Source organism: Streptomyces sp. NPDC101166 (genome assembly GCF_044768125.1).
Lineage (GTDB): Bacteria > Actinomycetota > Actinomycetes > Streptomycetales > Streptomycetaceae > Streptomyces.
In genome coordinates, this window is record NZ_JBIWPF010000011.1 from 53,300 (window position 1) to 73,992 (window position 20,693).

Here is a 20,693-nt window from a genome sequence, read left to right on the forward strand (position 1 = left end):
GGCCGGGCGCGGCCGTCCGGGAGCCGCCCCGGACTCCCACGGCGACGCCGGTTCAGCCCTCCAGCCTGGTTCCGCAGTGGGGCCACGGGGCCGCGCCCCGCCTGACGTAGAGCTTCTTCGCACGGAAGGTCTGCTCCGCCGCGGGGGCGTCCTGGGGGCGGCCTGCGCCGCCGAGGCTGCGCCAAGTATGAGTGTCGAACTGGTAGAGGCCGCCGTACGTGCCGGACGCATCCACGGCGTCGGCGCGGCCGCCGGACTCGCACGCCGCGAGGCCCCGCCAGTTCAGGCCGTCGGCGCCCCGCACGGACGCCGGCAGCGGTTTCGTGCCCACCTTCACCAGCCGTGCCCGGGGCTCGCGCACGATCTCGCTCCTGATCCGCCTGGGCTTCTGCCGCACGCCGTTGACGGTGCGCAGGGCGTAGGTGATCCGCCGCAGCCCCGGCTGACCGGGCTGCTCCACGACCTGCGTGCCCCGGAACAGAGAGGGGTCATCGACTCGGCGTACGGCGAACGGGACCGCCTCCTCGCGCACCTCCTCGGCGCCGGTGATCCGCAGCACGGTGACGGTCTGCCCGTCCCTGGGAAAGCTGCCGGAGGGGACGGAGGTGGCGTCCTGGCCGCGCAGGGTGATCCCGGCCTGTTCGACCGCCTCGCCGACGGTCGCCGCGTTGGTGCGGACGGTACGGGCGCGGCCGTCCGCGAGGATCGTCACGGCGCGTTCGGTGCGGACGTCCAGAGCGAGTCCCCCGCGCCCGATGCGCTGGGCGCGCGCGACGGAGAGGAACGCGCCCTCCGCGCGCACCCCGATCTCCCGGAGCGCGCCCTCCACCGTGTCCGCCGTCGTCCACACCTCGCGCCGCTCACCGTCCAGGGTGAGCCGCAGGGGGCGTCCGTAGCGCACCTCGATCTCGTCGCCGCTGGCGAGTGGGGTGCCCGGGGCGGGCGTGACGACGTCGTGCGCGCCCACCGGCACACCCTGGTCGCCCAGCAGCTCGGTGACGTCGTCGGCGAAGGTGTGCAGGGTGCGCGGTGTGCCGTCGACGGTCAGCTCGACCGACTTGTCCTTGGCGACGAACGCGGCGGTCCCGCCGGCGAGGAACGCGACGACGAGCGCCTGCGGGAGCAGCCGGCGCACCGCCGACTCGGGACGCTCCGGGCGCTCGTGCCGCTCTGGAGCCCGCGCCCTGCGCCGCCGCCCGGCCCGCCGTCCGGCGTCCAGCCCGGTGAGGGTCACCGTGGGCGCCTCGGCCGTGGCGGCCGCCGACCAGTCGACGAGCGTGGGCGACTCGCCCGCCGTCTCGTAGCCGGGCCGGTAGGTGTCGGTGTACGGGACGTCCCAGGGGACGTCGTACGCATCGGGCGTCCCATGGAGGCCGGGCGTGCCCTGCCGGCCGGGGGGCACGTACACGCCGTACGCCAGCGTCTGCGCGCTGTGCAGATCGACGCCGGGCTGCTCGGGGTACGCGGGGTGCGGTGCGTACCACGGATGGTGCGAGATGCTCACGCCGACACGCTCCAGGGGGCCTGGGGGTCCTAAAGGGGCCCGGATCGGGCCCCCAGAACCTAGCGGAGCGGCCGTCACTCTCCAAAGCGGCTCGGCTACTCAGCGTCGTGTTCGAGTTGCTCAGCAGTGGTTCAACGGTGCTTCAGTAGTCGAACGCGCGAGCGGTGTTGGCGGCGAGGGCCGCCGCCATGACGTCCTCGTCGACGCCGCGCACGGCGGCCATCGCGCGGACCGTGACCGGGACGAGGTACGGGGCGTTCGGCCTCCCCCGGTACGGGGCCGGGGTGAGGAAGGGCGCGTCGGTCTCCACCAGGACCAGTTCCAGCGGGGCGACGGCGAGGGCGTCGCGCAGGTTCTGGGCGTTCTTGAAGGTGACGTTGCCGGCGAAGGACATGAAGTACCCGGCGCGGGCGCACACCTCCGCCATCTCGGCGTCGCCCGAGTAGCAGTGGAAGACGGTCCGCTCGGGGGCGCCCTCCTCCTTCAGGATCCGCAGGACGTCGGCGTGGGCGTCGCGGTCGTGGATGACGAGGGCCTTGCCGTGTCGCTTGGCCATCTCGATGTGGGCGCGGAAGGAGCGCTCCTGCGCCTCCTTGCCCTCGGGGCCGGTGCGGAAGTGGTCCAGCCCGGTCTCGCCGACGCCCTTGACGTGCGCGAGCGCGGCCAGGCGGTCGATCTCGGCGAGCGCCTCGTCGAGCGCCGTCGCGCCGCCCGGCTGCCGTGCGCCCTGCCGCGACCAGCCGTCCGGGTCGCCGTGGACGATGCGCGGCGCCTCGTTGGGGTGGAGGGCGACGGCCGCGTGGACGCACTCGTGCGCGGCCGCCGTCTCGGCAGCCCACCGGGAGCCGCGCACGTCGCAGCCGACCTGCACGACCGTCGTCACCCCGACCGACGCGGCTTTCGCGAGGCCCTCCTCCACCGTGCCGGACTGCATGTCGAGGTGGGTGTGGGAGTCGGCGACGGGCACCGCGAGGGGCGCCGGGAGCGGCGGCGCGGCGTTCTTGTCGGCCTTGTCGGCGTTCGAAGGCATGCCCCGATCCTACGAAAGGGCCGGGGCCGCGCCGTCCGGGTCAGCTGGCCCGGCGATGGAAGGGGTGGAGGAGGTCGGACAGCTGCCAGTGGTGGCGCTGCTCGCGGGCCGCGCCCGCGGCCTCGTCCGCCGGCTCCGCCTCCGGCGGCTGCCGCCGTGCCGCGCCGAGCACCGAGGACACCTGTCCCGCCCGCATGATGCGCACGATGTGCGCGTCGCAGTTCTGGCACACGGGACGGCTCAACGGCGACGGCACGACGCGTCCGTCCGTGACGTACTGGACGAACTCGTGGCCGTCGGCGTCCGTGTGGTGCTCGATCTCGTACGACTGTTCCCAGCCGTGCCCGCAGCGCATGCAGGCGAAGGAATAGGACTCGTGCACGACGGGAATCCCCGCGGCGCGCAGGCCGGACTGCCCTGTGATCTCACCCATCCCGGCTCCTTTGATCCACTGGTCGAGGACGATGTGCCCTCAGCCCAGTGGACTGCTCGACGCGTCCGGAAGCAGCCGATCTGTCGAGTGTTGGCCCCGTTTTGGGCGGGCCTTGCCCATGTGGGACACGGGGCGAGCTGTGGGCTTTGCACTCCCCAGCACTTCTTTACCCGCCGGTGGCGGAGCGCTTCGCGGCGACGACCGCGTCGAACACCACCCGCTTGGCCACCCCCGCCTCCACCGCCACCGCGGCGATCGCCTCCTTGCGCCGTTCGCCGGCCTCCTCCCGCACCCGCACCCGCCGCACCAGTTCCTCCGCGTCGAGTTCCTCGGGCCCGCGCTCGGGCGCCCCGGAGACGACGACGGTGATCTCGCCGCGCACGCCCTCGGCCGCCCATTGCGCCAGCTCGGCCAGCGGCCCGCGCTTGATCTCCTCGTACGTCTTGGTCAGCTCGCGGCAGACGGCCGCCCGGCGCTCCCCGCCGAACACCTCGCTCATCGCGGCGAGGGTGTCGTCGAGCCGGTGCGGGGCCTCGAAGTAGACGAGCGTGCGCCGTTCCTCGGCGACCTCCCGCAGCCGGGACAGCCGCTCGCCCGCCTTGCGCGGCAGGAACCCCTCGAAGCAGAACCGGTCGACGGGCAGGCCGGACAGCGCGAGGGCGGTCAGGACGGCGGACGGTCCGGGCACGGCGGTGACCCGCACGTCGTGTTCGACGGCGGCGGCGACAAGCCGGTAGCCGGGGTCGGACACCGACGGCATCCCGGCGTCGGTCACCAGCAGCACGCGCGCGCCGCCGAGGAGCGCCTCGACGAGTTCGGGCGTGCGGGCGGACTCGTTGCCCTCGAAGTAGGAGACGATCCGGCCCGTGGTCGTCACCCCCAGCGCCTGCGTGAGCCGGCGCAGCCGGCGGGTGTCCTCGGCGGCGACGACGTCGGCGCCGGCCAGTTCCTCGGCGAGTCGGGGCGGTGCGTCGGCGACGTCCCCGATGGGCGTGCCGGCGAGGACCAGGGTTCCGGGTGCGTCTGTCACCTTTCCAGTCTCCCAAGACCGTGAGAACCCCGGTGCACGGGACTCCCACAGACGGGTTCCCTACGATGGCGCGGTGACCAGTACCGCGTCCTCCATGGACTCCACGGACTACCGGCAGGACCAGGCGCCGCAGGATCAGCGGCCGGCGTGGCGGCAGCGGCTGCGCCGTTTCGGATACTCGGCGGAGCCGGGCGGCGACGTCCGTGAGCGGTTGTCGCCGCCGTTCGCCGAGCCCGGTCCGCGGCTGTGGGCGGTGCTGGGGATCGGGCCCGTGTGGGCGCGGCGGATCACGCGCTGGTCGGGCTGGGGCGGGCCGCTGCTGGTGACGCTGATGGCGGGCGTGCTGCGGTTCTGGAACCTGGGCAGCCCGAAGGCGGTGATATTCGACGAGACGTACTACGCGAAGGACGCCTGGGCGCTCGTCCACCGGGGTTTCGAGGTCAACTGGGAGAAGAACGCCAACGATCTGATCCTTTCCTCCGGCGGCCATGTCACGGTCCCGGCGGACGCGGCGTACGTGGTGCATCCGCCGGTCGGCAAGTTCGTCATCGGGCTGGGCGAGCTGATGTTCGGATTCGATCCGTTCGGCTGGCGGTTCATGACGGCGCTGCTGGGGACGCTGTCCGTGCTGATGCTGTGCCGGATCGGCCGTCGGCTGCTGCGCTCCACGCTCCTGGGCTGCCTGGCGGGCGCGCTGATGGCCCTCGACGGGCTGCACTTCGTGATGAGCCGGGCCGCGCTGCTCGACGGGGTGCTGATGTTCTTCGTGCTGGCGACGTTCGGCTGTCTGCTGATCGACCGGGACAAGGCGCGCGAGCGGCTCGCGGCGGCGCTGCCGGCCTACGACGAGCAGGGGGGCGGCCCGCGCCGTGCGGACGCGCACGTCGCCGAGACGACACGGCTCGGCCTTCGGCCGTGGCGCTGGGCGGCCGGTCTGATGCTGGGTCTGGCGATCGGCACCAAGTGGAACGCGCTGTACGTGATGGTGGCGTTCTGCCTGATGGCGGTCCTGTGGGACGTCGCCGCGCGCCGGGTGGCCGGTGCGCGCCGGCCCTACCTCGCGGTGCTGCGGCGGGACACCGGCCTGGCGTTCCTGGCGACGGTGCCGGTCGCGCTGGTGACGTACGTGGCGTCGTGGACGGGCTGGATCCTGTCCGCCCGCGACGGCTCGGGCGGCTACTACCGCGACTGGGCGGAGGGCGACGGCAAGGGCGGCAGCTGGACGTGGCTGTTCCCGGACTGGTGGCGCAGCCTGTGGCACTACGAGACGCAGGTGTACGAGTTCCACACCCACCTGACCTCGCCGCACCCGTACCAGTCGAACCCGTGGAGCTGGATCGTCCTGGGCCGCCCGGTGTCGTACTTCTACGAGTCCCCGGCGCCCGGCAAGGACGGCTGTCCGGCGGACGCGGGCGAGAAGTGCGCGCGGGAGGTGCTGGCGCTCGGCACGCCGCTGCTGTGGTGGGCGGCCTGTTTCGCGATCCTGTTCGTGCTGTGGCGCTGGTTCTTCCGCCGTGACTGGCGGGCGGGCGCGATCGCCTGCGGCATCGCCGCCGGGTATCTGCCGTGGTTCCTGTACCAGGAGCGCACGATCTTCCTGTTCTACGCCGTGGTCTTCCTGCCGTTCCTGTGCCTGGCGGTGGCGATGATGATCGGGGCGCTCGTCGGCCGTCCGGGAGGCGGCGACACCCGGCGGGTGGCGGGCGCCACGGCGGCGGGGGTGCTGGTGCTGCTGATCGCGTGGAACTTCATCTACTTCTATCCGCTGTACACGGGGCAGGCGATCCCCATCGACTCCTGGCGTTCACGTATGTGGCTCGACACCTGGGTGTGAGGCGGTCCTCCGGGGCTGCGTTCAGATCCTTGACCGGTGTTCGGGTTGCCCGATTCTCCCCATGGGTCGATCTCTGTTCGGCCAACTTCGGTCAACTCCTTTCCCCGTGGCCCCGGGTTGCGCTTACAGTGCGACCGAGACCGCCTTTCTGAACACGTTCAGTCGCGTGCGGAGAGGCGCACGGAACCCACGGGGAAAAAAACGGGGAGGGGTGCGGCCATGCACAAGGGGGCCAAGACGGCGATCGTCGGTTCGGTGTTCGCCGTGATGGTGGGAGGGGCCGGATACGGCGCCTTCAACATCCTGAGCGCGCTGGACTCGGACGGCGGCGGCACGACGGGGGCGAGCGGGCCGGTGTCGGTGAAGAAGAGCGGACCGCCCGACGCGTCGGAGGTCGCGGACGCCACGGCCGCGTTCTTCGCCGCCTGGGAGAAGGGACAGGCCGCGGCCGCCGCCGCGCTCACCAACAACGCCGAGAAGGCGGAGCCTCTGCTCACCGCCTACGGCGGGGCCGCGCACATCACCGGCGTGCGGATCACGCCGGGCAAGGCGAGCGGCGCCACCGTGCCGTTCGGCGTGGCGGCCACGGTGTCGTACGAGGGGAAGTCCAAGCCGCTCGTCTACAAGAGTTCCCTCACGGTGGTCCGGGGGCTGACCAGCGGCAAGGCACTCGTGGACTGGCGGCCCTCGCTCGTGCACCCCGGCCTGAAGGACATGGACGACACCCTGGTCACCGGCGAGTCTGCGGCCCCGCCCATCGAGGCCGTCGACCGCGACGGCAAGGTGCTCACCAAGGAGAAGTACCCCTCGCTCGGGCCCGTCCTCGACCAGCTGCGCGCCACCTACGGCGAGAAGGCGGGCGGCACCGCGGGCATCGAGCTGACGATCCGGCACGCCACGCCCGACACCGCCGACACCCCGCTGCTCACCCTCGCCGAGGGCAAGGCGGGCCGGCTGCCCACGACGATCAGCGCGACGGCGCAGACGGCGGCCGAGAAGGCGGTGCGGAGGTTCGACAACGCCTCGGTGGTGGCCGTGCGGCCGAGCACCGGCGAGGTGCTCGCGGTCGCCAACCATCGCGACGACGGCTTCAACGCGGCCTTCCTCGGTGAGCGGGCGCCCGGCTCCACCATGAAGATCGTCAGCGCGGCCACGCTCATCGACTCCGGGCTGACCACGGCGAACGGCCCGGCTCCCTGTCCCGCAGAGGCCGTCTGGCAGAGCCAGACCTTCCACAACATCGCCGACCTGCCCGCGGACGACGACGCCACCCTGGCGCAGAGCTTCGCCCACTCCTGCAACACCGCGTTCGTGAAGTTCGCCGACGAGGTCGGGGTCGACTCCCTCACCAGGGAGGCTCAGCAGCGCTTCGGCGTCGGACTCGACTGGAAGACCGGAATCCCGTCCTTCGACGGCTCCGTCCCCGCCGCCGGCGGACCCGACACCGCGGCCAACCTCATCGGCCAGGGCAAGGTCCAGATGAACCCGCTGACCATGGCCTCCGTGACGGCCACCGCGACGACGGGCGCCTTCCGCCAGCCGGTGATCGTCCCCAGGAGCCTCGACGGGCGGACGCTCGCCCAGGCGGAGGGGCTCCCCGACAAGACCGTCACCCAGCTGCGCTCGATGATGAACCGCACCGCCACCAGCGGCACGGCGGCCGGCGTGATGTCCGGCCTGAGCGGCCGCATCGGCGCGAAGACCGGCTCCGCCGAGACCGACGGCAGCGCGACCTCAGACAGCTGGTTCACCGGCTACCGCGACGACGTCGCCGCCGCCGCGATGGTCCAGGACGGCGGTCACGGCATCGACGCGGCCGGCCCGATCGTCGCCACGGTACTGCGCGCGGGCGGCTGAGCCGCGCGCGGCGCTGAGCCCGCGCGGGGCGGCCGAGCCGGACGCCGGCTGACGAGAAGCGGCCGAACGGGGGCGTGGTCGACGTCACACGTGATGTCACCCGAGCGTCCGGGGACTCTAGGCTGGTTCCCCTCGTTGGGATCGGTGAGGGCAGTGGGGCGAGGGCGGCCTCGGAAAAGCTTGGAGGATCTCGGGCTGTGGGCAACAGAAGGCGCGTCGCCGAGCGACGGAACAAGCGGCCCGTCGTGGTCGGCGGTGTGATCGCCGCAGTCGTCGGCGGCGCCGGCATCGCCGGGTACGCGCTGTACGGCAGCGGCGCGGCGGCCGAGGACGGCTCGTCCAGGGCGGCCGAGAGGAAGCCCGCGGTGAAGACGGGCCCGCTGTCGGCCGCCGAGGTGACCTCCGCGGCGCAGACCTTCCTGACCGCCTGGCAGCAGGGCAAGGTCGCCCAGGCCGCCGCCGCCACCGACGACCCCAAGGCCGCGGCCGCGCTGCTCACCGGCTACACCAAGGACGCCCGCATCACCGGCGCCGCCCTCACCGCGGGCGCCCGCACGGGCGACAGGCTGGCCTTCTCCGTCAAGGGCACGGTGACGTACAAGAAGGCGGCGAAGCCGCTCGCCTACGACAGCGCGCTGACGGTCGTACGGCGGGCGTCGGACGGCAAGCCGCTGGTCGACTGGCACGCCTCCGTCGTCCACCCCGACCTCGGCGACGGGGACACCTTGGTGACCGGGGAGGCCGGCGACCCGCCGGTCAAGGCGTTCGACCGGGACGGCGGCGAGCTGACCGCGAAGAGGTTCCCGTCGCTGGGCACGGTGCTGGACGGGCTGCGCGAGAAGTACGGGAAGAAGGCCGGCGGCACGGCGGGCGTCGAACTGCGGGTGGTGCGCGGCAAGGACTCCAAGGCGAAGAAGTCCTCCGACAAGACGCTCCTGGAGCTGAGCAAGGGCACGCCGGGCTCCGTGAAGACGACGCTGAGCCCGGCCCTCCAGGCCACGGCGGAGAAGCAGGTGGCGAGCAGGGCGCGCTCCTCGGTCGTCGTCGTGCGCCCGTCGACCGGCGAGATCCTCGCCGTCGCCAACAGCAACCCGAACTTCAACACGGCCTTCCAGGGCTCCCTGGCACCCGGCTCCACCATGAAGGTCGTCACCGCCTCGCTGCTGATCGAGAAGGGGCTGGCGTCGGCGGACAAGCCCCATCCGTGCCCCAAGTACTTCACGTACGGGGGCTGGAAGTTCCAGAACGACGACGAGTTCGAGATCAAGAGCGGCACGTTCAAGGCGAGCTTCGCCCGCTCCTGCAACACGGCCTTCATCAGCCAGGCCGGCAAGCTCGACGAGAACAGCCTGACCCAGCAGGCCCAGCAGGTCTTCGGCCTGTCCCGGGACGACTGGGCGGTCGGCGTGCCCAGCTTCGACGGCGCGGTCCCGGTGCAGTCGGCGGCCCAGATGGCGGCCGAGCTGATCGGCCAGGGCGGGGTGCGGATGAACCCCCTGAACATGGCGTCCGTCTCGGCCACCATCAAGTCGGGGACTTTCCACCAGCCGTACCTGGTGGCCCCGTCGGTGGACGACCGCACGCTGGCCACCGCCGCGCGCAAGATGTCGCCGTCCACGCTCTCCCAGCTGCGCGAGCTGATGAACTACACGGCCGCCTACGGCACGGCGGCCGAGGCGATGACCGGCCTCGGCCCCGACTACGGCGCGAAGACCGGCTCGGCCGAGGTCGACGGCCAGAAGCAGCCCAACGGCTGGTTCACCGCCTACCGCGGCGACCTGGCGGCCGCCGGCGTGGTCCAGGCGGGCGGCCACGGCGGCGACACGGCCGGCCCGATCGTGGCCACCCTGCTGAAGACCGGCGGCTGACCGCGGGCGAGCCCCAGGGCCGTGGTGTCGGCGACCGGTCTCAGCGGCTGATCGGCCGGCCCGTGGCCGTGTAGGTGCGGCGCAGGAAGCGGAGCAGGGTCTTGGATTCGAACTGGACCACCGAGACGCCCTGCCGGGAATGGAACTCGACCACCGCCTGCACCCGGCCGCACGGCCACACCCGTACCTCGCCACTTCCGGCCGGGGCGCGCAGGCCCTGTTCGAGGAGCGTGCGGGCGATGGTCCGCTCGTGGGCGCCGGGCAGTCCGACGCGGACCGAGCGCGGGTCGTCCTCGGGGTCGTAGCGCAGCACGACCGGGACGGCCGCCCATTCCTCCTCGACCAGGTCCGCGTCCGTGACGATGTGGGCTCGGGCGTACTGCTCGACTACAGACATCGGCCGCCCCTTCACGTTGCGTGACCGCTGCGGAATCTGTGCGTCCGCCGCCCCTCCAATGTCGCATATTTTCCGGACGCCGCCCCCTGAGACCGGTCGATCTCATATGTGCGATAGGTGACGGCAAGAAACGAGACACTCGCTCTTGCGAATGGTTCGCAGCTGCCCCCTACAATCGCCTGGTGCATGTACCTGACGGATTCATCAACGCCCCGGCCTCCGCTGTCGCCGGAGTCGTAGCCGCCGGCGCGGTCGCCGTGAGCCTGCGCGGCGCGCGCCGTGAACTCGACGAGCGCACGGCCCCTCTGGCCGGCCTGGTGGCGGCGTTCATCTTCGCCGTGCAGATGCTCAACTTCCCCGTGGCCGCGGGCACCAGCGGCCATCTGCTGGGCGGCGCGCTGGCCGCGATACTCGTGGGCCCCTACACGGGGGTGCTGTGCGTGTCCGTGGTCCTGCTGATGCAGGGCGTCCTCTTCGCCGACGGCGGTCTGACCGCGCTCGGCGTGAACATCACCGTCATGGCCGTGGTGACCACGGTCGTCGCGTACACCGTCTTCCGCGTCCTGGTGAAGGTGCTGCCGAACAGCCGCCGTTCCGTCACCGTCGCCTCCTTCGTCGCCGCGCTGCTGTCGGTGCCGGCCGCGGCCCTCGCCTTCACCCTCGTGTACTGGATCGGCGGCACCACCGACGTCCCGATCGGCAAGGTCGCCACCGCGATGGTCGGCGTCCATGTGCTGATCGGCATCGGCGAGGCCGTGATCACCTCGTTGACCGTCGGCGCGGTCCTCGCCGTCCGCCCGGACCTCGTCCATGGGGCGCGCGGACTGCGGCAGAGGCTGCGGCTCCGGGTGAACGGCGAGCTCGTCGACGCGCCGGACGCCGGGGAGGAGCGCACGGCCCCCGTCCCGGCGGGCGCCTCCCGCCGCACGCTGTGGGTGAGCGGCCTCGTCACCTCCCTCGTCCTCGCCGGGTTCGTCAGCTTCTACGCCTCGGCCAGTCCCGACGGCCTGGAGAAGGTCGCCGCCGACAAGGGCATCGACGCCAAGGCGCGGGAGCACGCCGCCGCCGGCTCCCCGCTCGCCGACTACGGCGTCAAGGACGTCGCCGACGCCCGTCTGTCCGGCGGCCTCGCCGGAGTCATCGGCGTCGGGGTGACCGTCGTCGCGGGCAGCGCCGTGTTCTGGGCGGTGCGCAGGCGTCGTACGGACGACGCCTCCCCGGCGAACGCGGGGGTCTAGTCGTGGGCGCCGGGCATGCCCACCGGCTCTACCGGGCCGGCTGCTCCCCCGTGCACGCTCTGCCCCCGCACACCAAACTGGCGGCGGCGTTCGCCTTCGTGGCGGTCGTGGTGTCGACCCCGCGCGAGGCCATGTGGGCGTTCGGCCTGTACGCGGCTCTGCTCGGCGTGGTCGCGTTCCGCGCGCGCGTGCCGGCCGGCTTCCTGCTGAAGCGGCTGCTGATCGAGGTGCCGTTCGTCGCGTTCGCGGTGCTGATGCCGTTCGTGGCGGAGGGCGAGCGGGTGGACATGTGGGGCCTGTCGCTCAGCGTCGAGGGGCTGTGGGGCGCCTGGAACGTGCTCGCCAAGGGCACGCTCGGCGTCGCCGCGTCCGTCCTCCTCGCCTCCACCACCGAACTGCGGGAGATCCTCCTCGGCCTGCAACGGCTCAGGCTCCCGCCGCTGCTGGTGCAGATCGCCTCCTTCATGATCCGCTACGGCGACGTCATCACGGACGAGCTGCGGCGCATGCGGATCGCGCGGGAGTCGCGCGGCTTCGAGGCGCGCGGAGTGCGGCACTGGGGGGTGCTCGCGAAGACGGCGGGCGCGCTGTTCATCCGCTCCTACGAACGCGGGGAGCGTGTGCACCTGGCCATGGTCAGCCGGGGGTACGCCGGTTCGATGCCGGTGATCGACGAGGTGAGCGCCTCCCGGGCGCAGTGGTCGTACGCGTTCGCCCTGCCGTTGGCCGCGCTGGCGGTCTGCGTGTTGGGATGGACCCTGTGACCGCTGTGACGCCCGTGCCCGACCCCGCTTCCGCCCCGCCCTCGCTCCAGGTGGCCGGGCTCGCCTTCGCCTATCCCGACGGGCATCAGGCGCTGTTCGGCGTGGACTTCTCGATCGCGCGCGGTGAGCGGGTGGCGCTGCTCGGCCCGAACGGCGCCGGCAAGACCACCCTCGTCCTCCACCTCAACGGCATCCTCACCGGCGGCGCGGGCGCGGTGAGCGTCGCGGGACTGCCCGTCGGCAAGCGGCACATGGCCGAGATCCGGCGCAAGGTCGGCATCGTCTTCCAGGACCCCGACGACCAGTTGTTCATGCCGACGGTCCGCGAGGACGTGGCGTTCGGGCCCGCGGCGGCCGGGGTGAAGGGAGCCGAGCTGGAGGAGCGCGTGGACCGCGCGCTCGCCCGGGTCGGCATGTCGGACTTCAAGGACCGTCCGCCGCACCATCTGTCCTTCGGGCAGCGCCGCCGGGTGGCCGTGGCGACGGTCCTCGCGATGGAGCCGGAGATCCTCGTCCTGGACGAGCCGTCCTCCAACCTCGACCCGGCCTCCCGCCGTGAACTCGCCGACATCCTGCGCTCGTTGGACGTCACCGTCCTGATGGTCACGCACGATCTGCCGTATGCGCTCGAACTGTGCCCGCGCTCGCTGATCCTGAGCGAGGGCGTGATCGCGGCGGACGGCCCGACCGGCGGGCTGTTGTCCGACGCGGAGCTGATGCGCGCCCACCGCCTGGAGCTGCCGTTCGGGTTCGACCCCCGCTCCGTGACAATGGGCGCGTGACGAACCAGGGATCCGACGAGACCGGGGCGGCCGGAGAGCCCGCACGGGCCGGTGCGCCTTCGGAGGCGGGTGCGCCTTCGGGCGCCGAGGCGTCGCTGCAACTGGACCAGCAGCTGTGCTTCGCGCTGTACGCCGCCCAGCGCGCGGTGACGGCCGCCTACCGGCCGCTCCTGGACGAGCTGGGGCTGACCTATCCGCAGTACCTCGTCCTGCTGGTGCTGTGGGAGCGCGGTGAGATCACCGTGAAGGAGCTGGCCGAGGCCCTGCGGCTGGACTACGGCACGGTGTCGCCGCTGCTGAAACGGCTGGAGTCGGCGGGGCTGGTGCGCCGGGAGCGCTCGGCGCGCGACGAGCGCTCGGTGCTCGTGGCGTGCACCGGGCGCGGCGAGGAACTGCGGGGGCGCGCGGAGCGCGTGCCCGGCGCGCTGCTCGCGGCCACGGGGGTCGACGAGGCTGGGGTGACACGGTTGCGCGAGGAGCTGTGGCAGCTCGCGCGACGGGCGCAGGAAGCGGCGGAACGCGCCCGCTGACCCCTGGGCACCCCCGCCCCCACCTGCTGTTACCCGCGGTTGCCACCCCCTGATGGACAAGCGGTTTCATACCGGCCGGTACCTTGTGCACGATGTAATTGCACACCTGTCCGGGGGAGGGACCGCCGTGACCGAGGACGCCGAAGTCGACACCCGTCCGACGAAGATCATGTACGTCGCCGAGGCCACCGCGCACGGGGGCCGGGACGGGTATGTGACCAGCCAGGACGGCCATATCCAGCTGAAGGTGGCGATGCCGCAGGCGATGGGCGGCGACGGGGCCGGCACCAACCCCGAGCAGCTCTTCGCGGCCGGCTACAGCTCCTGCTTCCACAACGCGCTGATCCTCGTCGGCAACCGGGCGGGCTACGACCTCACCGGCTCCACGGTCGCCGCGAAGGTCGGCATCGGCCCCAACAGGACCCGCGGCTACGGCCTCGCGGTCGCCCTGAGCGTCTCACTGCCCATCCTCGACGCGGGCCTCGCCGCGAAGCTGGTCGACGCGGCGCACGAGGTGTGCCCGTACTCCAACGCCACGCGCGGCAACATCGACGTGACGATCCTGCTGGGCTGACACCGTTCCTAGGGGCTGAGCGGGAGTGAGTCCTGTTGCCAGGACTCATGCTCGGCCGAACGCCCCGGACGGTGTTGGGCGTTCTGGTTGCCCGCGTTCGCTCCGCGTCCGGCGCGCAGGGATCGTGTCCGTGGTCCGGGGATGCGGGGGCGGGTTTCCTCACGCCCGGGAACACCTGGTCGGGCCTGGACGGTCCGATGCCCCGCACGATCACTCCGGTCGTGTGGGGGCGGTGCCGTCCTCCCCCAGTGCCTCATGGGCCTGGGAGGTACCCCCAGCCGGATCGGGTGTCCCTGGGCGCGCCTTCCGATCGCCACGGCGGCAGCATCGTGGCGAGTGGGTTTGCGGGTGGTGCTGGTGAGGGGTCTCTGCCAGTGCTGGGCGCCCCAGCGGCTGGTGTAGGCGGGGTCGACGGCGATGACCGCGATGCCCGTGGCGTCGGCCATCGACGTCAGCCGGGCCCGGAGCCTGCACCAGAACACTTTTGAGCGCACACCAGCAGCAACAGCCGCAACCCCCCAGGAATCGCAGGCGGCGGCCCGGTGTTCCATGGGAGTCGAAGGTCGGCCGACAGGCAGTCGAAAGGGTGTGCGGGTGTGGACGTGAGCGGTGCGGTGGCCGAGGGCTTCGAGCCGGTCAGGGAGGCGTTCGCACGGAACTTCACGGCGCGCGGGGACCGGGGCGCGGCGGTGGCCGTCTACCGGGACGGGCGCAAGGTCGTCGACCTGTGGGGCGGCGTCCGGGACGTGGACGGCGAGGCGCCGTGGGAGCGGGGCACCGCCCAGATCGTGCGCTCGGCGACCAAGGGCGTCGCCGCCGCCGTCCTCCTGATGCTGCACCAGCGCGGGGAGCTGGACCTGGAGGCGCCCGTCGGGGCGTACTGGCCCGAGTACAAGGCGGCCGGCAAGGAGCGGACCCTCGTACGGGACCTGCTCGCGCACCGCGCGGGCGTGCCCGTGCTGGACCGGCCGCTGACGCCCGCCGAGGCCGCCGACCCCGACCTCGGCGCGGCGGCCGTCGCCGCCCAGGAGCCGGCGTGGGAGCCGGGCACGGACCACGGCTACCACGCGCAGACCTACAGCTGGCTGACCGGCGAGCTGGTGCGCCGGGTCACCGGGCGCACGATCGGCGCGTGGATCGCCGAGGAGGTCGCCGGGCCGCTCGGCGCCGACCTGTGGCTCGGACTGCCGGCCGGGGAGAGCGCGCGCGTGGGGCGCGTCGGGCCGGTCGAGGCGCCCGTACCCGCCGGCGGCCTCAGGACCCGGCCCAAGCGGGCCGTCTCCGAGGCGTACGCCGACCCCGCCTCCCTCACCCGCCGCGCCTTCGCCGCGATCACCCCGCTGCCCGACGAGAACGACCCGGCCTACCGGGCCGCCGCTCTCCCCGCCTCCAACGGCATCGCCACCGCGGAGGGACTCGCCCGTTTCTACGCCTCGCTCATCGGCGAAGTGGAGGGCGGGACGCGGCTGTTCCGCCCGGAGACGGCGCGGGCGGCGCGCGGTGAGCGTGCGGCGGGGCCGGACCGCGTGCTGGTGGTGAACACCCGGTTCGGCCTCGGCTACATGCTGCACGGCACCGCGTCCCCGCTGCTGTCCCCCGCCTCGTTCGGTCACCCCGGCCGCGGCGGCGCCCTCGGCTTCGCCGACCCCGAGTCCGGCCTCGCCTTCGGCTACGTCACCAACGGCTTCCGCAAGAGCGTGACGGCGGACCCGCGGGCGCAGGCGCTGGTCCGGGCGCTGCAGGAGAGCGCACCGGACGCATAGGGCTTCTTCGTGGCCGCGCCGCTCAGACGTTGATCGGGTGCGACGTGCGCCCCGACGCGTCGTCGATCTCCATGTGGGCCTTGGTGAGGAGCTGCATGGCGATCTCGTTCAGCGCGCGGGCGCCCGCGATCTCCTCGCCGACCCTGGGCTGGTTGGCGTCGACGCGGTGACGGCTCGCGTGCCCGTGGGCCCGGACCTCGGTCCCGTCGGGCAAGCGGACCATCGCCACCGCCCGCGTGTGCTGGTCGTCCTCCTTGAACTCCATCTCGACATGCCATCCCACAGCGGTACGTATCATGACGATCACCTCCGGAACTTCTGCTTCCAGGGTGCGCCTCCGGGCCGGGGATTGCACCGGGCCGGAAGGAGGCGCTAGCGTCACCCGGGTGACTGCCGGGTCGGCCATGGGCCACACACGAGTGAGGCGCCCGGCCTCGGCGTGAGCCCGGGGCGGGCGAGAGACCCGCCCGTCCTCCGTGTCCTTCGACAGCCCTTCACGCCGTCAACGACCCGGAGAAACCACCTCACATGTCCGCCAGCACATCGCTGCCCCAGCTGAACCACACCGCCGTCTACGCATCTGACCGCCGGCTCTCGGCCGAGTTCCTCGCCGCGGTCCTGGGCGTCCCGGTCGGCGCGCCCTTCGGCCCGTTCCTGCCGGTCGACCTCGGCAACGGCGTCACCCTCGACTACTACGAGATGCGCGACGAGCCGATCCAGTCCCAGCACTACGCCTTCCTCGTGCCGGACGAGCAGTTCGACGCGATGATCGCCCGCCTGGAGGCCGTCGGGGTCACGTACTACGCCGACCCGCGCCACACCGAACCGGGCCGTGTGAACGGCCTGTTCGGCGGCCGCGGCGCGTACTTCGCCGACCCGGACGGCCACAACATGGAGATCATGACCCGCCCCTACGCCAGGCCCTGAGCCACGCCCGCCCTCAACCGGCGTGCAGCATCAGCCCGATGCCGAGGACGAGCAGTCCCGCGGCGGCGATGCGGGGCGCACCGAACCGCTCCTTGAAGAACACGGCCCCGATCGCCGCGCCGACGATGATCGACGACTCGCGCAGCGCGGCGATCGGGGCCAGGGCGGCGCGGGTCTGCGCCCACAGGACGAGGGCGTAGGCGGCGACGGACAGCGCCGCGCCCAGCAGGCCGAGGACGGCGTGGGGGCGCAGCACCTCCGGGGTCCGGCCGCGCCAGCGGGTGATGGCGTACAGCGGCAGGACCGTGCCCTGGACCGCCATCAGCCAGGCGATGTACCCGAGCGGGGAGCCGGCGGCGCGGACGCCGAGGCCGTCGATGACCGTGTACGCGGCGATGGTCAGCCCTGTCGCGAGCGCCGCGCCGATCGCCGCCCAGTCGGGCCGCCGCCCGCGCAGGCCCCAGAGGGCGACCCCGGTCAGGCCGGCGCAGGACACCGCGACGCCGGCGGCCGCCCAGCCGTCGGGCACCTCGTGCGCGAACACGGCGGCCAGGACGGTGACCACGAGCGGGGCGGAGCCGCGCGCGATGGGGTAGGCCTGGCCGAAGTCGCCGAGCCGGAAGGACCGCATCAGCAGCGCGTAGTAGGCGATGTGGACGGCGGCCGAGGCGAGCAGGTACGGCCAGGCCCCCGCCGCCGGGAACGCCGCGAACGGCGTCAGCGCGAGCCCGATGAGCAGGCCGCCGCCGGAGATGAGGGCGAAGCCGGTGAGCTTGTCGGTGATGCGGTGGGCGATCGCGTTCCAGGACGCGTGCGTGACCGCGGCGAGCAGGACGGCTGCGGTGACCAGCGGGGTCACGCGACGCGCTCGCTCGGGGAGCCGGCGGGGCGGGGGCGGGCGGGGGCTCCGGTGATCGTCATGCGAGGCACGCTAGCGGCAGACACGAACGAGCGGCGGGGGGGGGGGGCCGGGGGGGGGGGGGGGGGGGCCCCCCCGGGGGGGGGGGGGCGCCCCCGCCGCTGTCCGTGTGCTGCTAGGCCTTAGTGGCGGTCACCGCCGTGGTGGTGGCGGTCGCCGCCGTGGTGGCGGTCGCCGTGGTGGCGGTCGCCGTGGTGGCGGTCGCCGCCGTGGTGGCGGCGCTCGTTCCAGGACTCGCGGTCGATGACGCGGCCGTGGTCGTCGCGCAGGGTGGCCGTGTCGGAGCGGTTGTCCCAGATGTGGCGGTTGCGGTCCTGGAACACGTCCCCGAGGGTGTCGCGGCCCTCGCCCGTGTGGACGCGGACGGTGGCGCGGGGGGCGAGGCGGTAGTTGCGGAACGTGTACCGGTCGCCGTCCTGGTCGGTCAGCGTCCAGCCCCTGAGGTTGATCGCGTGCCGGGTGTTGTTCTTGAGCTCCACCCACTCCTTGTTCAGCGAGTGGTTGGCGCGCCGGTCGTGGCCGGGCGCGTCGTACTGCACGTCACTGATCTCCACCGGCGGCCGGTTCGGGAAGCGGTCGGCTGCGGTCGCCGGCAGCGCTGCCGCGCCGAGGAGGGCGGCGGCCGCGAGGGAGGCGGCGGCCAGACGGCGGGCGGAAACGGTCGAAACGGTCACGAGGTCTCCTTGCGTGGTGCGGGCCGCAGCCCGTTCGGCTGCGGCACGCACAGCTGACCACCGATTTCGGAGCGCGTGGGATCGACCGCGCACTGTGTTACCGATCGTCCATATTCCAGTGACAGACGGATGCAATGTCCATCCATGCACTGAATGGACGCGGTGCCCTTGGTTGAGCCTTTGACGGCCCTTGCGGCCGGAGGCCGTCACCCGAAAGTGGGTCACAGCCTTCCGCTCCCGTCGCACCGTGTGCGGCGCCCGCACCGCACGATCCACTGCCGATCACGTCGGCACGCCGCGCCCCGTGCTTGAGGCTGCCGGCGTGCCGCGTTCGTGTCGCTGTCAGGCGCGGGCCAGTTCGCGGTCCTCGTCCCGCGGGTCGTCCTCGGCGCGCAGGGCCTCGCCCTCGATGTCCACGTCGGGCAGGGCGCGGTCCAGCCACCTGGGCAGCCACCAGGCCTTCTTGCCGAGCAGGGCCAGCACCGCGGGGACGATGGCCATGCGGACGACGAACGCGTCGAAGAAGACCGCGATCGCCAGGCCGAAGCCGATCATCTTGACCATCGCCTCGGACGAGCCGATGAAGCCGGCGAACACCGCCATCATGATCACCGCGGCGGCGGTGACCACGCGCGCGCCGTGGCGGAAGCCGGTGACGACGGCCTGGGCGGGGCTCTCCCCGTGGACGTACGCCTCGCGCATACGGGTCACGAGGAAGACCTCGTAGTCCATCGCGAGGCCGAAGACCACGCCGACCATGAAGATCGGCATCATCGACATGACCGGTCCGGTCTCCTCGACGCCCATCAGGCCGGACAGCCAGCCCCACTGGAAGACCGCGACGACGGCGCCGAGCGCGGCCAGGACGCTGAGCAGGAAGCCCAGGGCCGCCTTCAGCGGGACGAGGATCGAGCGGAAGACCACGATCAGCAGGAGGAACGCCAGGCCCACGACCAGGATCAGGTACGGGATCAGCGCGTCGTTCATCTTCTGCGAGATGTCGATGTTCATGGCCGTGGAACCGGTGACCAGGACCTCGGCGCCCTTGTCGGCCTTGATCCGCTCGCCCGTGTCCCGGATGGCGTGGACCAGGTTCTCCGTCGTGACCGAGGAGGGCTTGGAGTCGGGGATGACGGTGATGGTCGCGGTGTCGCCGGCCTTGTTGGGCGCGGCAGGGGTGACCGTCTCGACGCCGTCGAGCTTCTTGACCTGGTCGCCGACGTCGGCGAACACCTTCTTGGGGTCGTCGCTGCCCTTGGCGTCGACGACCATCAGCAGCGGGCCGTTGAAGCCGGGGCCGAAGCCCTCGGAGAGCAGGTCGTAGGCGCGGCGCTGGGTGGTGGAGGTGGGCTGGGAGCCGTCGTCGGGCAGGCCCAGTTCGAGCGAGGCGGCCGGTACGGCGGCCGCGCCGAGGCCGATCACGCCGAGCAGGAGGACGGCGACCGGGCGGCGGACCACGAAACTCGCCCAGCGGGTGCCCATGTTGGGCTTCGCGGCCTTCTCGGCGGACGGGGCGCGGCCCCCGCCGAGCAGCCGGCTCTTCTCGCCCGCCGGGCGCACCTTGCGGCCGGCGTAGCCGAGGAGCGCCGGGATCATCGTGAGGGCGATGAGCACGGCGACGGCGACCGTGCCCGCCGCCGCGACGCCCATCTTCGTCAGCATCGGGATGTTGACCACGGAGAGGCCGACGAGGGCGATGACGACGGTCAGTCCGGCGAAGACGACCGCGGAGCCCGCGGTGCCTACGGCGCGGCCGGCCGCGTCCTCGCGGGAGCGGCCCTCGGCGAGCTCGCCCCGGTAGCGGGAGACGATGAAGAGCGCGTAGTCGATGCCGACGGCGAGGCCGATCATCGAGGCGAGGGTGGACGTGGTGGAGCCGAGGTCCAGCGTCGAGGCCAGCGCGGTGATCGTGGAGACGCCGATGCCGACGCCGATGACCGCCGTCAGCAGGGGCATGCCCGCCGCGATCAGGGAGCCGAAGGTGATGACGAGGACGACGGCGGCGACGGCGAGGCCGATGACCTCGGTCGCTCCGGTCTCGGGCGCGGCCTGAAGGGCGTCACCGCCGATCTCGACGGTCAGACCCGCGTCCTGTGCCTTCTTCGCGGCGTCCTTCAGCTGCTCGCGCGAGGACTCCTCCAGCTCCATGCCGGAGACGTCGTACTTCACGGACGCGTACGCGATGGCGCCGTTCTCGCTGACGGCGTGCCCCTTGTAGGGGTCGGCGACGGAGGCGACCTCCGAGCCGTCGGACAGGTCCCGCACGGTCTTCTCGACGACGGCCTTGTTGGCGGGGTCGGTCATCTTCCGGCCGTCGGGGGCCTTGAAGACGACGCGGGCGGTGGCGCCGTCGGCGCTCATCCCGGGGAAGCGCTGTTCCAGCAGGTCGAAAGCTTTCTGCGCCTCCGTTCCGGGAATGGAGAAGGAGGTGTTGCCGGCGGTGGGCGCGGAGGCGGCGCCGACGCCCGCGAGCGTCAGCAGCGCCACCCATATGAGGGCGACGAAGTGGCGTCGCCTGAAGGCGAGCCGGCCGAGTTTGCTGAGGAACATGGCCACGGAGGCGTTCTCC

19 protein-coding genes and 1 pseudogene are annotated in these 20,693 nt (G+C 72.6%); 10 read left to right on the forward strand and 10 right to left on the reverse strand.

Annotated features, from left to right (window positions below):
• Positions 1 to 52: 52 nt before the first annotated feature.
• The 4 genes from ACIRS4_RS20290 to rsmI form a co-directional block, all read right to left on the reverse strand.
• Positions 53 to 1,504 carry a ubiquitin-like domain-containing protein gene (locus ACIRS4_RS20290; RefSeq protein ID WP_404197606.1) on the reverse strand — a complete coding sequence of 484 codons (1,452 nt, stop codon included), beginning with the start codon at positions 1,502 to 1,504 and terminating at the stop codon, positions 53 to 55.
• A gap of 142 nt (positions 1,505 to 1,646) precedes the next feature.
• Positions 1,647 to 2,534, reverse strand: coding sequence for a TatD family hydrolase (locus ACIRS4_RS20295; protein WP_404197609.1), 888 nt, complete (start codon positions 2,532 to 2,534; stop codon positions 1,647 to 1,649).
• A gap of 40 nt (positions 2,535 to 2,574) precedes the next feature.
• Complete coding sequence (locus tag ACIRS4_RS20300) at positions 2,575 to 2,967, reverse strand: hypothetical protein (protein ID WP_404197612.1); 393 nt, start codon at positions 2,965 to 2,967, stop codon at positions 2,575 to 2,577.
• Positions 2,968 to 3,133: 166 nt separating this feature from the next.
• The gene (rsmI, locus tag ACIRS4_RS20305; RefSeq protein WP_404197615.1) at positions 3,134 to 3,997 is read right to left on the reverse strand and encodes a 16S rRNA (cytidine(1402)-2'-O)-methyltransferase; all 864 of its coding nucleotides are present in this window, start codon (positions 3,995 to 3,997) and stop codon (positions 3,134 to 3,136) included.
• Between the two features lie 73 nt (positions 3,998 to 4,070).
• Here rsmI and ACIRS4_RS20310 point away from each other — a divergent pair, with 73 nt between their 5' ends.
• The 3 genes from ACIRS4_RS20310 (at position 4,071) to ACIRS4_RS20320 (ending at position 9,556) form a co-directional block, all read left to right on the forward strand.
• On the forward strand, positions 4,071 to 5,831 hold the full coding sequence (locus ACIRS4_RS20310; protein WP_404197617.1) for a dolichyl-phosphate-mannose--protein mannosyltransferase: 1,761 nt from the start codon (positions 4,071 to 4,073) through the stop codon (positions 5,829 to 5,831).
• 219 nt (positions 5,832 to 6,050) lie between these two features.
• Positions 6,051 to 7,688 carry a penicillin-binding transpeptidase domain-containing protein gene (locus ACIRS4_RS20315; protein ID WP_404197620.1) on the forward strand — a complete coding sequence of 546 codons (1,638 nt, stop codon included), beginning with the start codon at positions 6,051 to 6,053 and terminating at the stop codon, positions 7,686 to 7,688.
• 197 nt (positions 7,689 to 7,885) lie between these two features.
• Positions 7,886 to 9,556 (forward strand): penicillin-binding transpeptidase domain-containing protein, encoded by a 1,671-nt coding sequence (locus ACIRS4_RS20320; RefSeq protein ID WP_404197623.1) that lies wholly within the window; start codon positions 7,886 to 7,888, stop codon positions 9,554 to 9,556.
• Positions 9,557 to 9,596: 40 nt separating this feature from the next.
• Here the strand turns inward: ACIRS4_RS20320 and ACIRS4_RS20325 are convergent, their stop codons facing one another.
• Positions 9,597 to 9,953 (reverse strand): SsgA family sporulation/cell division regulator, encoded by a 357-nt coding sequence (locus ACIRS4_RS20325; protein WP_404197626.1) that lies wholly within the window; start codon positions 9,951 to 9,953, stop codon positions 9,597 to 9,599.
• Between the two features lie 182 nt (positions 9,954 to 10,135).
• On the opposite strand from ACIRS4_RS20325, the gene ACIRS4_RS20330 reads away from it, so the two are divergent.
• From ACIRS4_RS20330 to ACIRS4_RS20350, 5 genes are all read left to right on the forward strand, one after another.
• Positions 10,136 to 11,191 (forward strand): energy-coupling factor ABC transporter permease, encoded by a 1,056-nt coding sequence (locus ACIRS4_RS20330; RefSeq protein ID WP_404197629.1) that lies wholly within the window; start codon positions 10,136 to 10,138, stop codon positions 11,189 to 11,191.
• Between the two features lie 2 nt (positions 11,192 to 11,193).
• Positions 11,194 to 11,955: a cobalt ECF transporter T component CbiQ gene (cbiQ, locus tag ACIRS4_RS20335; protein WP_404197632.1), complete on the forward strand. Its 762-nt coding sequence runs from the start codon at positions 11,194 to 11,196 to the stop codon at positions 11,953 to 11,955.
• The gene (locus ACIRS4_RS20340) at positions 11,943 to 12,737 is read left to right on the forward strand and encodes an energy-coupling factor ABC transporter ATP-binding protein (RefSeq protein WP_404197635.1); all 795 of its coding nucleotides are present in this window, start codon (positions 11,943 to 11,945) and stop codon (positions 12,735 to 12,737) included. The genes cbiQ and ACIRS4_RS20340 overlap by 13 nt, the downstream gene beginning before the upstream one ends.
• Positions 12,738 to 12,832: 95 nt before the next feature.
• On the forward strand, positions 12,833 to 13,267 hold the full coding sequence (locus ACIRS4_RS20345) for a MarR family winged helix-turn-helix transcriptional regulator (RefSeq protein WP_404198124.1): 435 nt from the start codon (positions 12,833 to 12,835) through the stop codon (positions 13,265 to 13,267).
• A gap of 169 nt (positions 13,268 to 13,436) precedes the next feature.
• Positions 13,437 to 13,841 carry an organic hydroperoxide resistance protein gene (locus ACIRS4_RS20350; RefSeq protein ID WP_404198126.1) on the forward strand — a complete coding sequence of 135 codons (405 nt, stop codon included), beginning with the start codon at positions 13,437 to 13,439 and terminating at the stop codon, positions 13,839 to 13,841.
• An 8-nt stretch (positions 13,842 to 13,849) separates the two neighbouring features.
• On the opposite strand, the pseudogene ACIRS4_RS20355 reads toward ACIRS4_RS20350, so the two are convergent.
• Positions 13,850 to 14,311 (reverse strand): annotated as a pseudogene (locus ACIRS4_RS20355) (IS200/IS605 family accessory protein TnpB-related protein); the annotation flags it as partial.
• 126 nt (positions 14,312 to 14,437) lie between these two features.
• Between ACIRS4_RS20355 and ACIRS4_RS20360 the strand changes: the two are divergent.
• The gene (locus ACIRS4_RS20360) at positions 14,438 to 15,604 is read left to right on the forward strand and encodes a serine hydrolase domain-containing protein (protein WP_404197638.1); all 1,167 of its coding nucleotides are present in this window, start codon (positions 14,438 to 14,440) and stop codon (positions 15,602 to 15,604) included.
• Between the two features lie 22 nt (positions 15,605 to 15,626).
• On the opposite strand, the gene ACIRS4_RS20365 is transcribed toward ACIRS4_RS20360, so the two are convergent.
• Entirely contained in the window at positions 15,627 to 15,902 is a 276-nt protein-coding gene (locus ACIRS4_RS20365) for a DUF1876 domain-containing protein (RefSeq protein WP_404197641.1), read from the reverse strand.
• A gap of 230 nt (positions 15,903 to 16,132) precedes the next feature.
• Between ACIRS4_RS20365 and ACIRS4_RS20370 the strand changes: the two genes are divergently transcribed.
• Positions 16,133 to 16,531 carry a VOC family protein gene (locus ACIRS4_RS20370; protein WP_404197644.1) on the forward strand — a complete coding sequence of 133 codons (399 nt, stop codon included), beginning with the start codon at positions 16,133 to 16,135 and terminating at the stop codon, positions 16,529 to 16,531.
• A gap of 13 nt (positions 16,532 to 16,544) precedes the next feature.
• Here ACIRS4_RS20370 and ACIRS4_RS20375 read toward each other — a convergent pair whose 3' ends face one another.
• From ACIRS4_RS20375 to ACIRS4_RS20385, 3 genes are all read right to left on the reverse strand, one after another.
• Positions 16,545 to 17,390 carry an EamA family transporter gene (locus ACIRS4_RS20375; protein ID WP_404197646.1) on the reverse strand — a complete coding sequence of 282 codons (846 nt, stop codon included), beginning with the start codon at positions 17,388 to 17,390 and terminating at the stop codon, positions 16,545 to 16,547.
• 182 nt (positions 17,391 to 17,572) lie between these two features.
• A complete protein-coding gene (locus ACIRS4_RS20380; protein WP_404197649.1) occupies positions 17,573 to 18,124 on the reverse strand; it encodes a lamin tail domain-containing protein in 552 nt (183 codons plus the stop codon).
• A 342-nt stretch (positions 18,125 to 18,466) separates the two neighbouring features.
• The gene (locus tag ACIRS4_RS20385) at positions 18,467 to 20,680 is read right to left on the reverse strand and encodes an MMPL family transporter (protein WP_404197652.1); all 2,214 of its coding nucleotides are present in this window, start codon (positions 20,678 to 20,680) and stop codon (positions 18,467 to 18,469) included.
• Between the last annotated feature and the right edge of the window lie 13 nt (positions 20,681 to 20,693).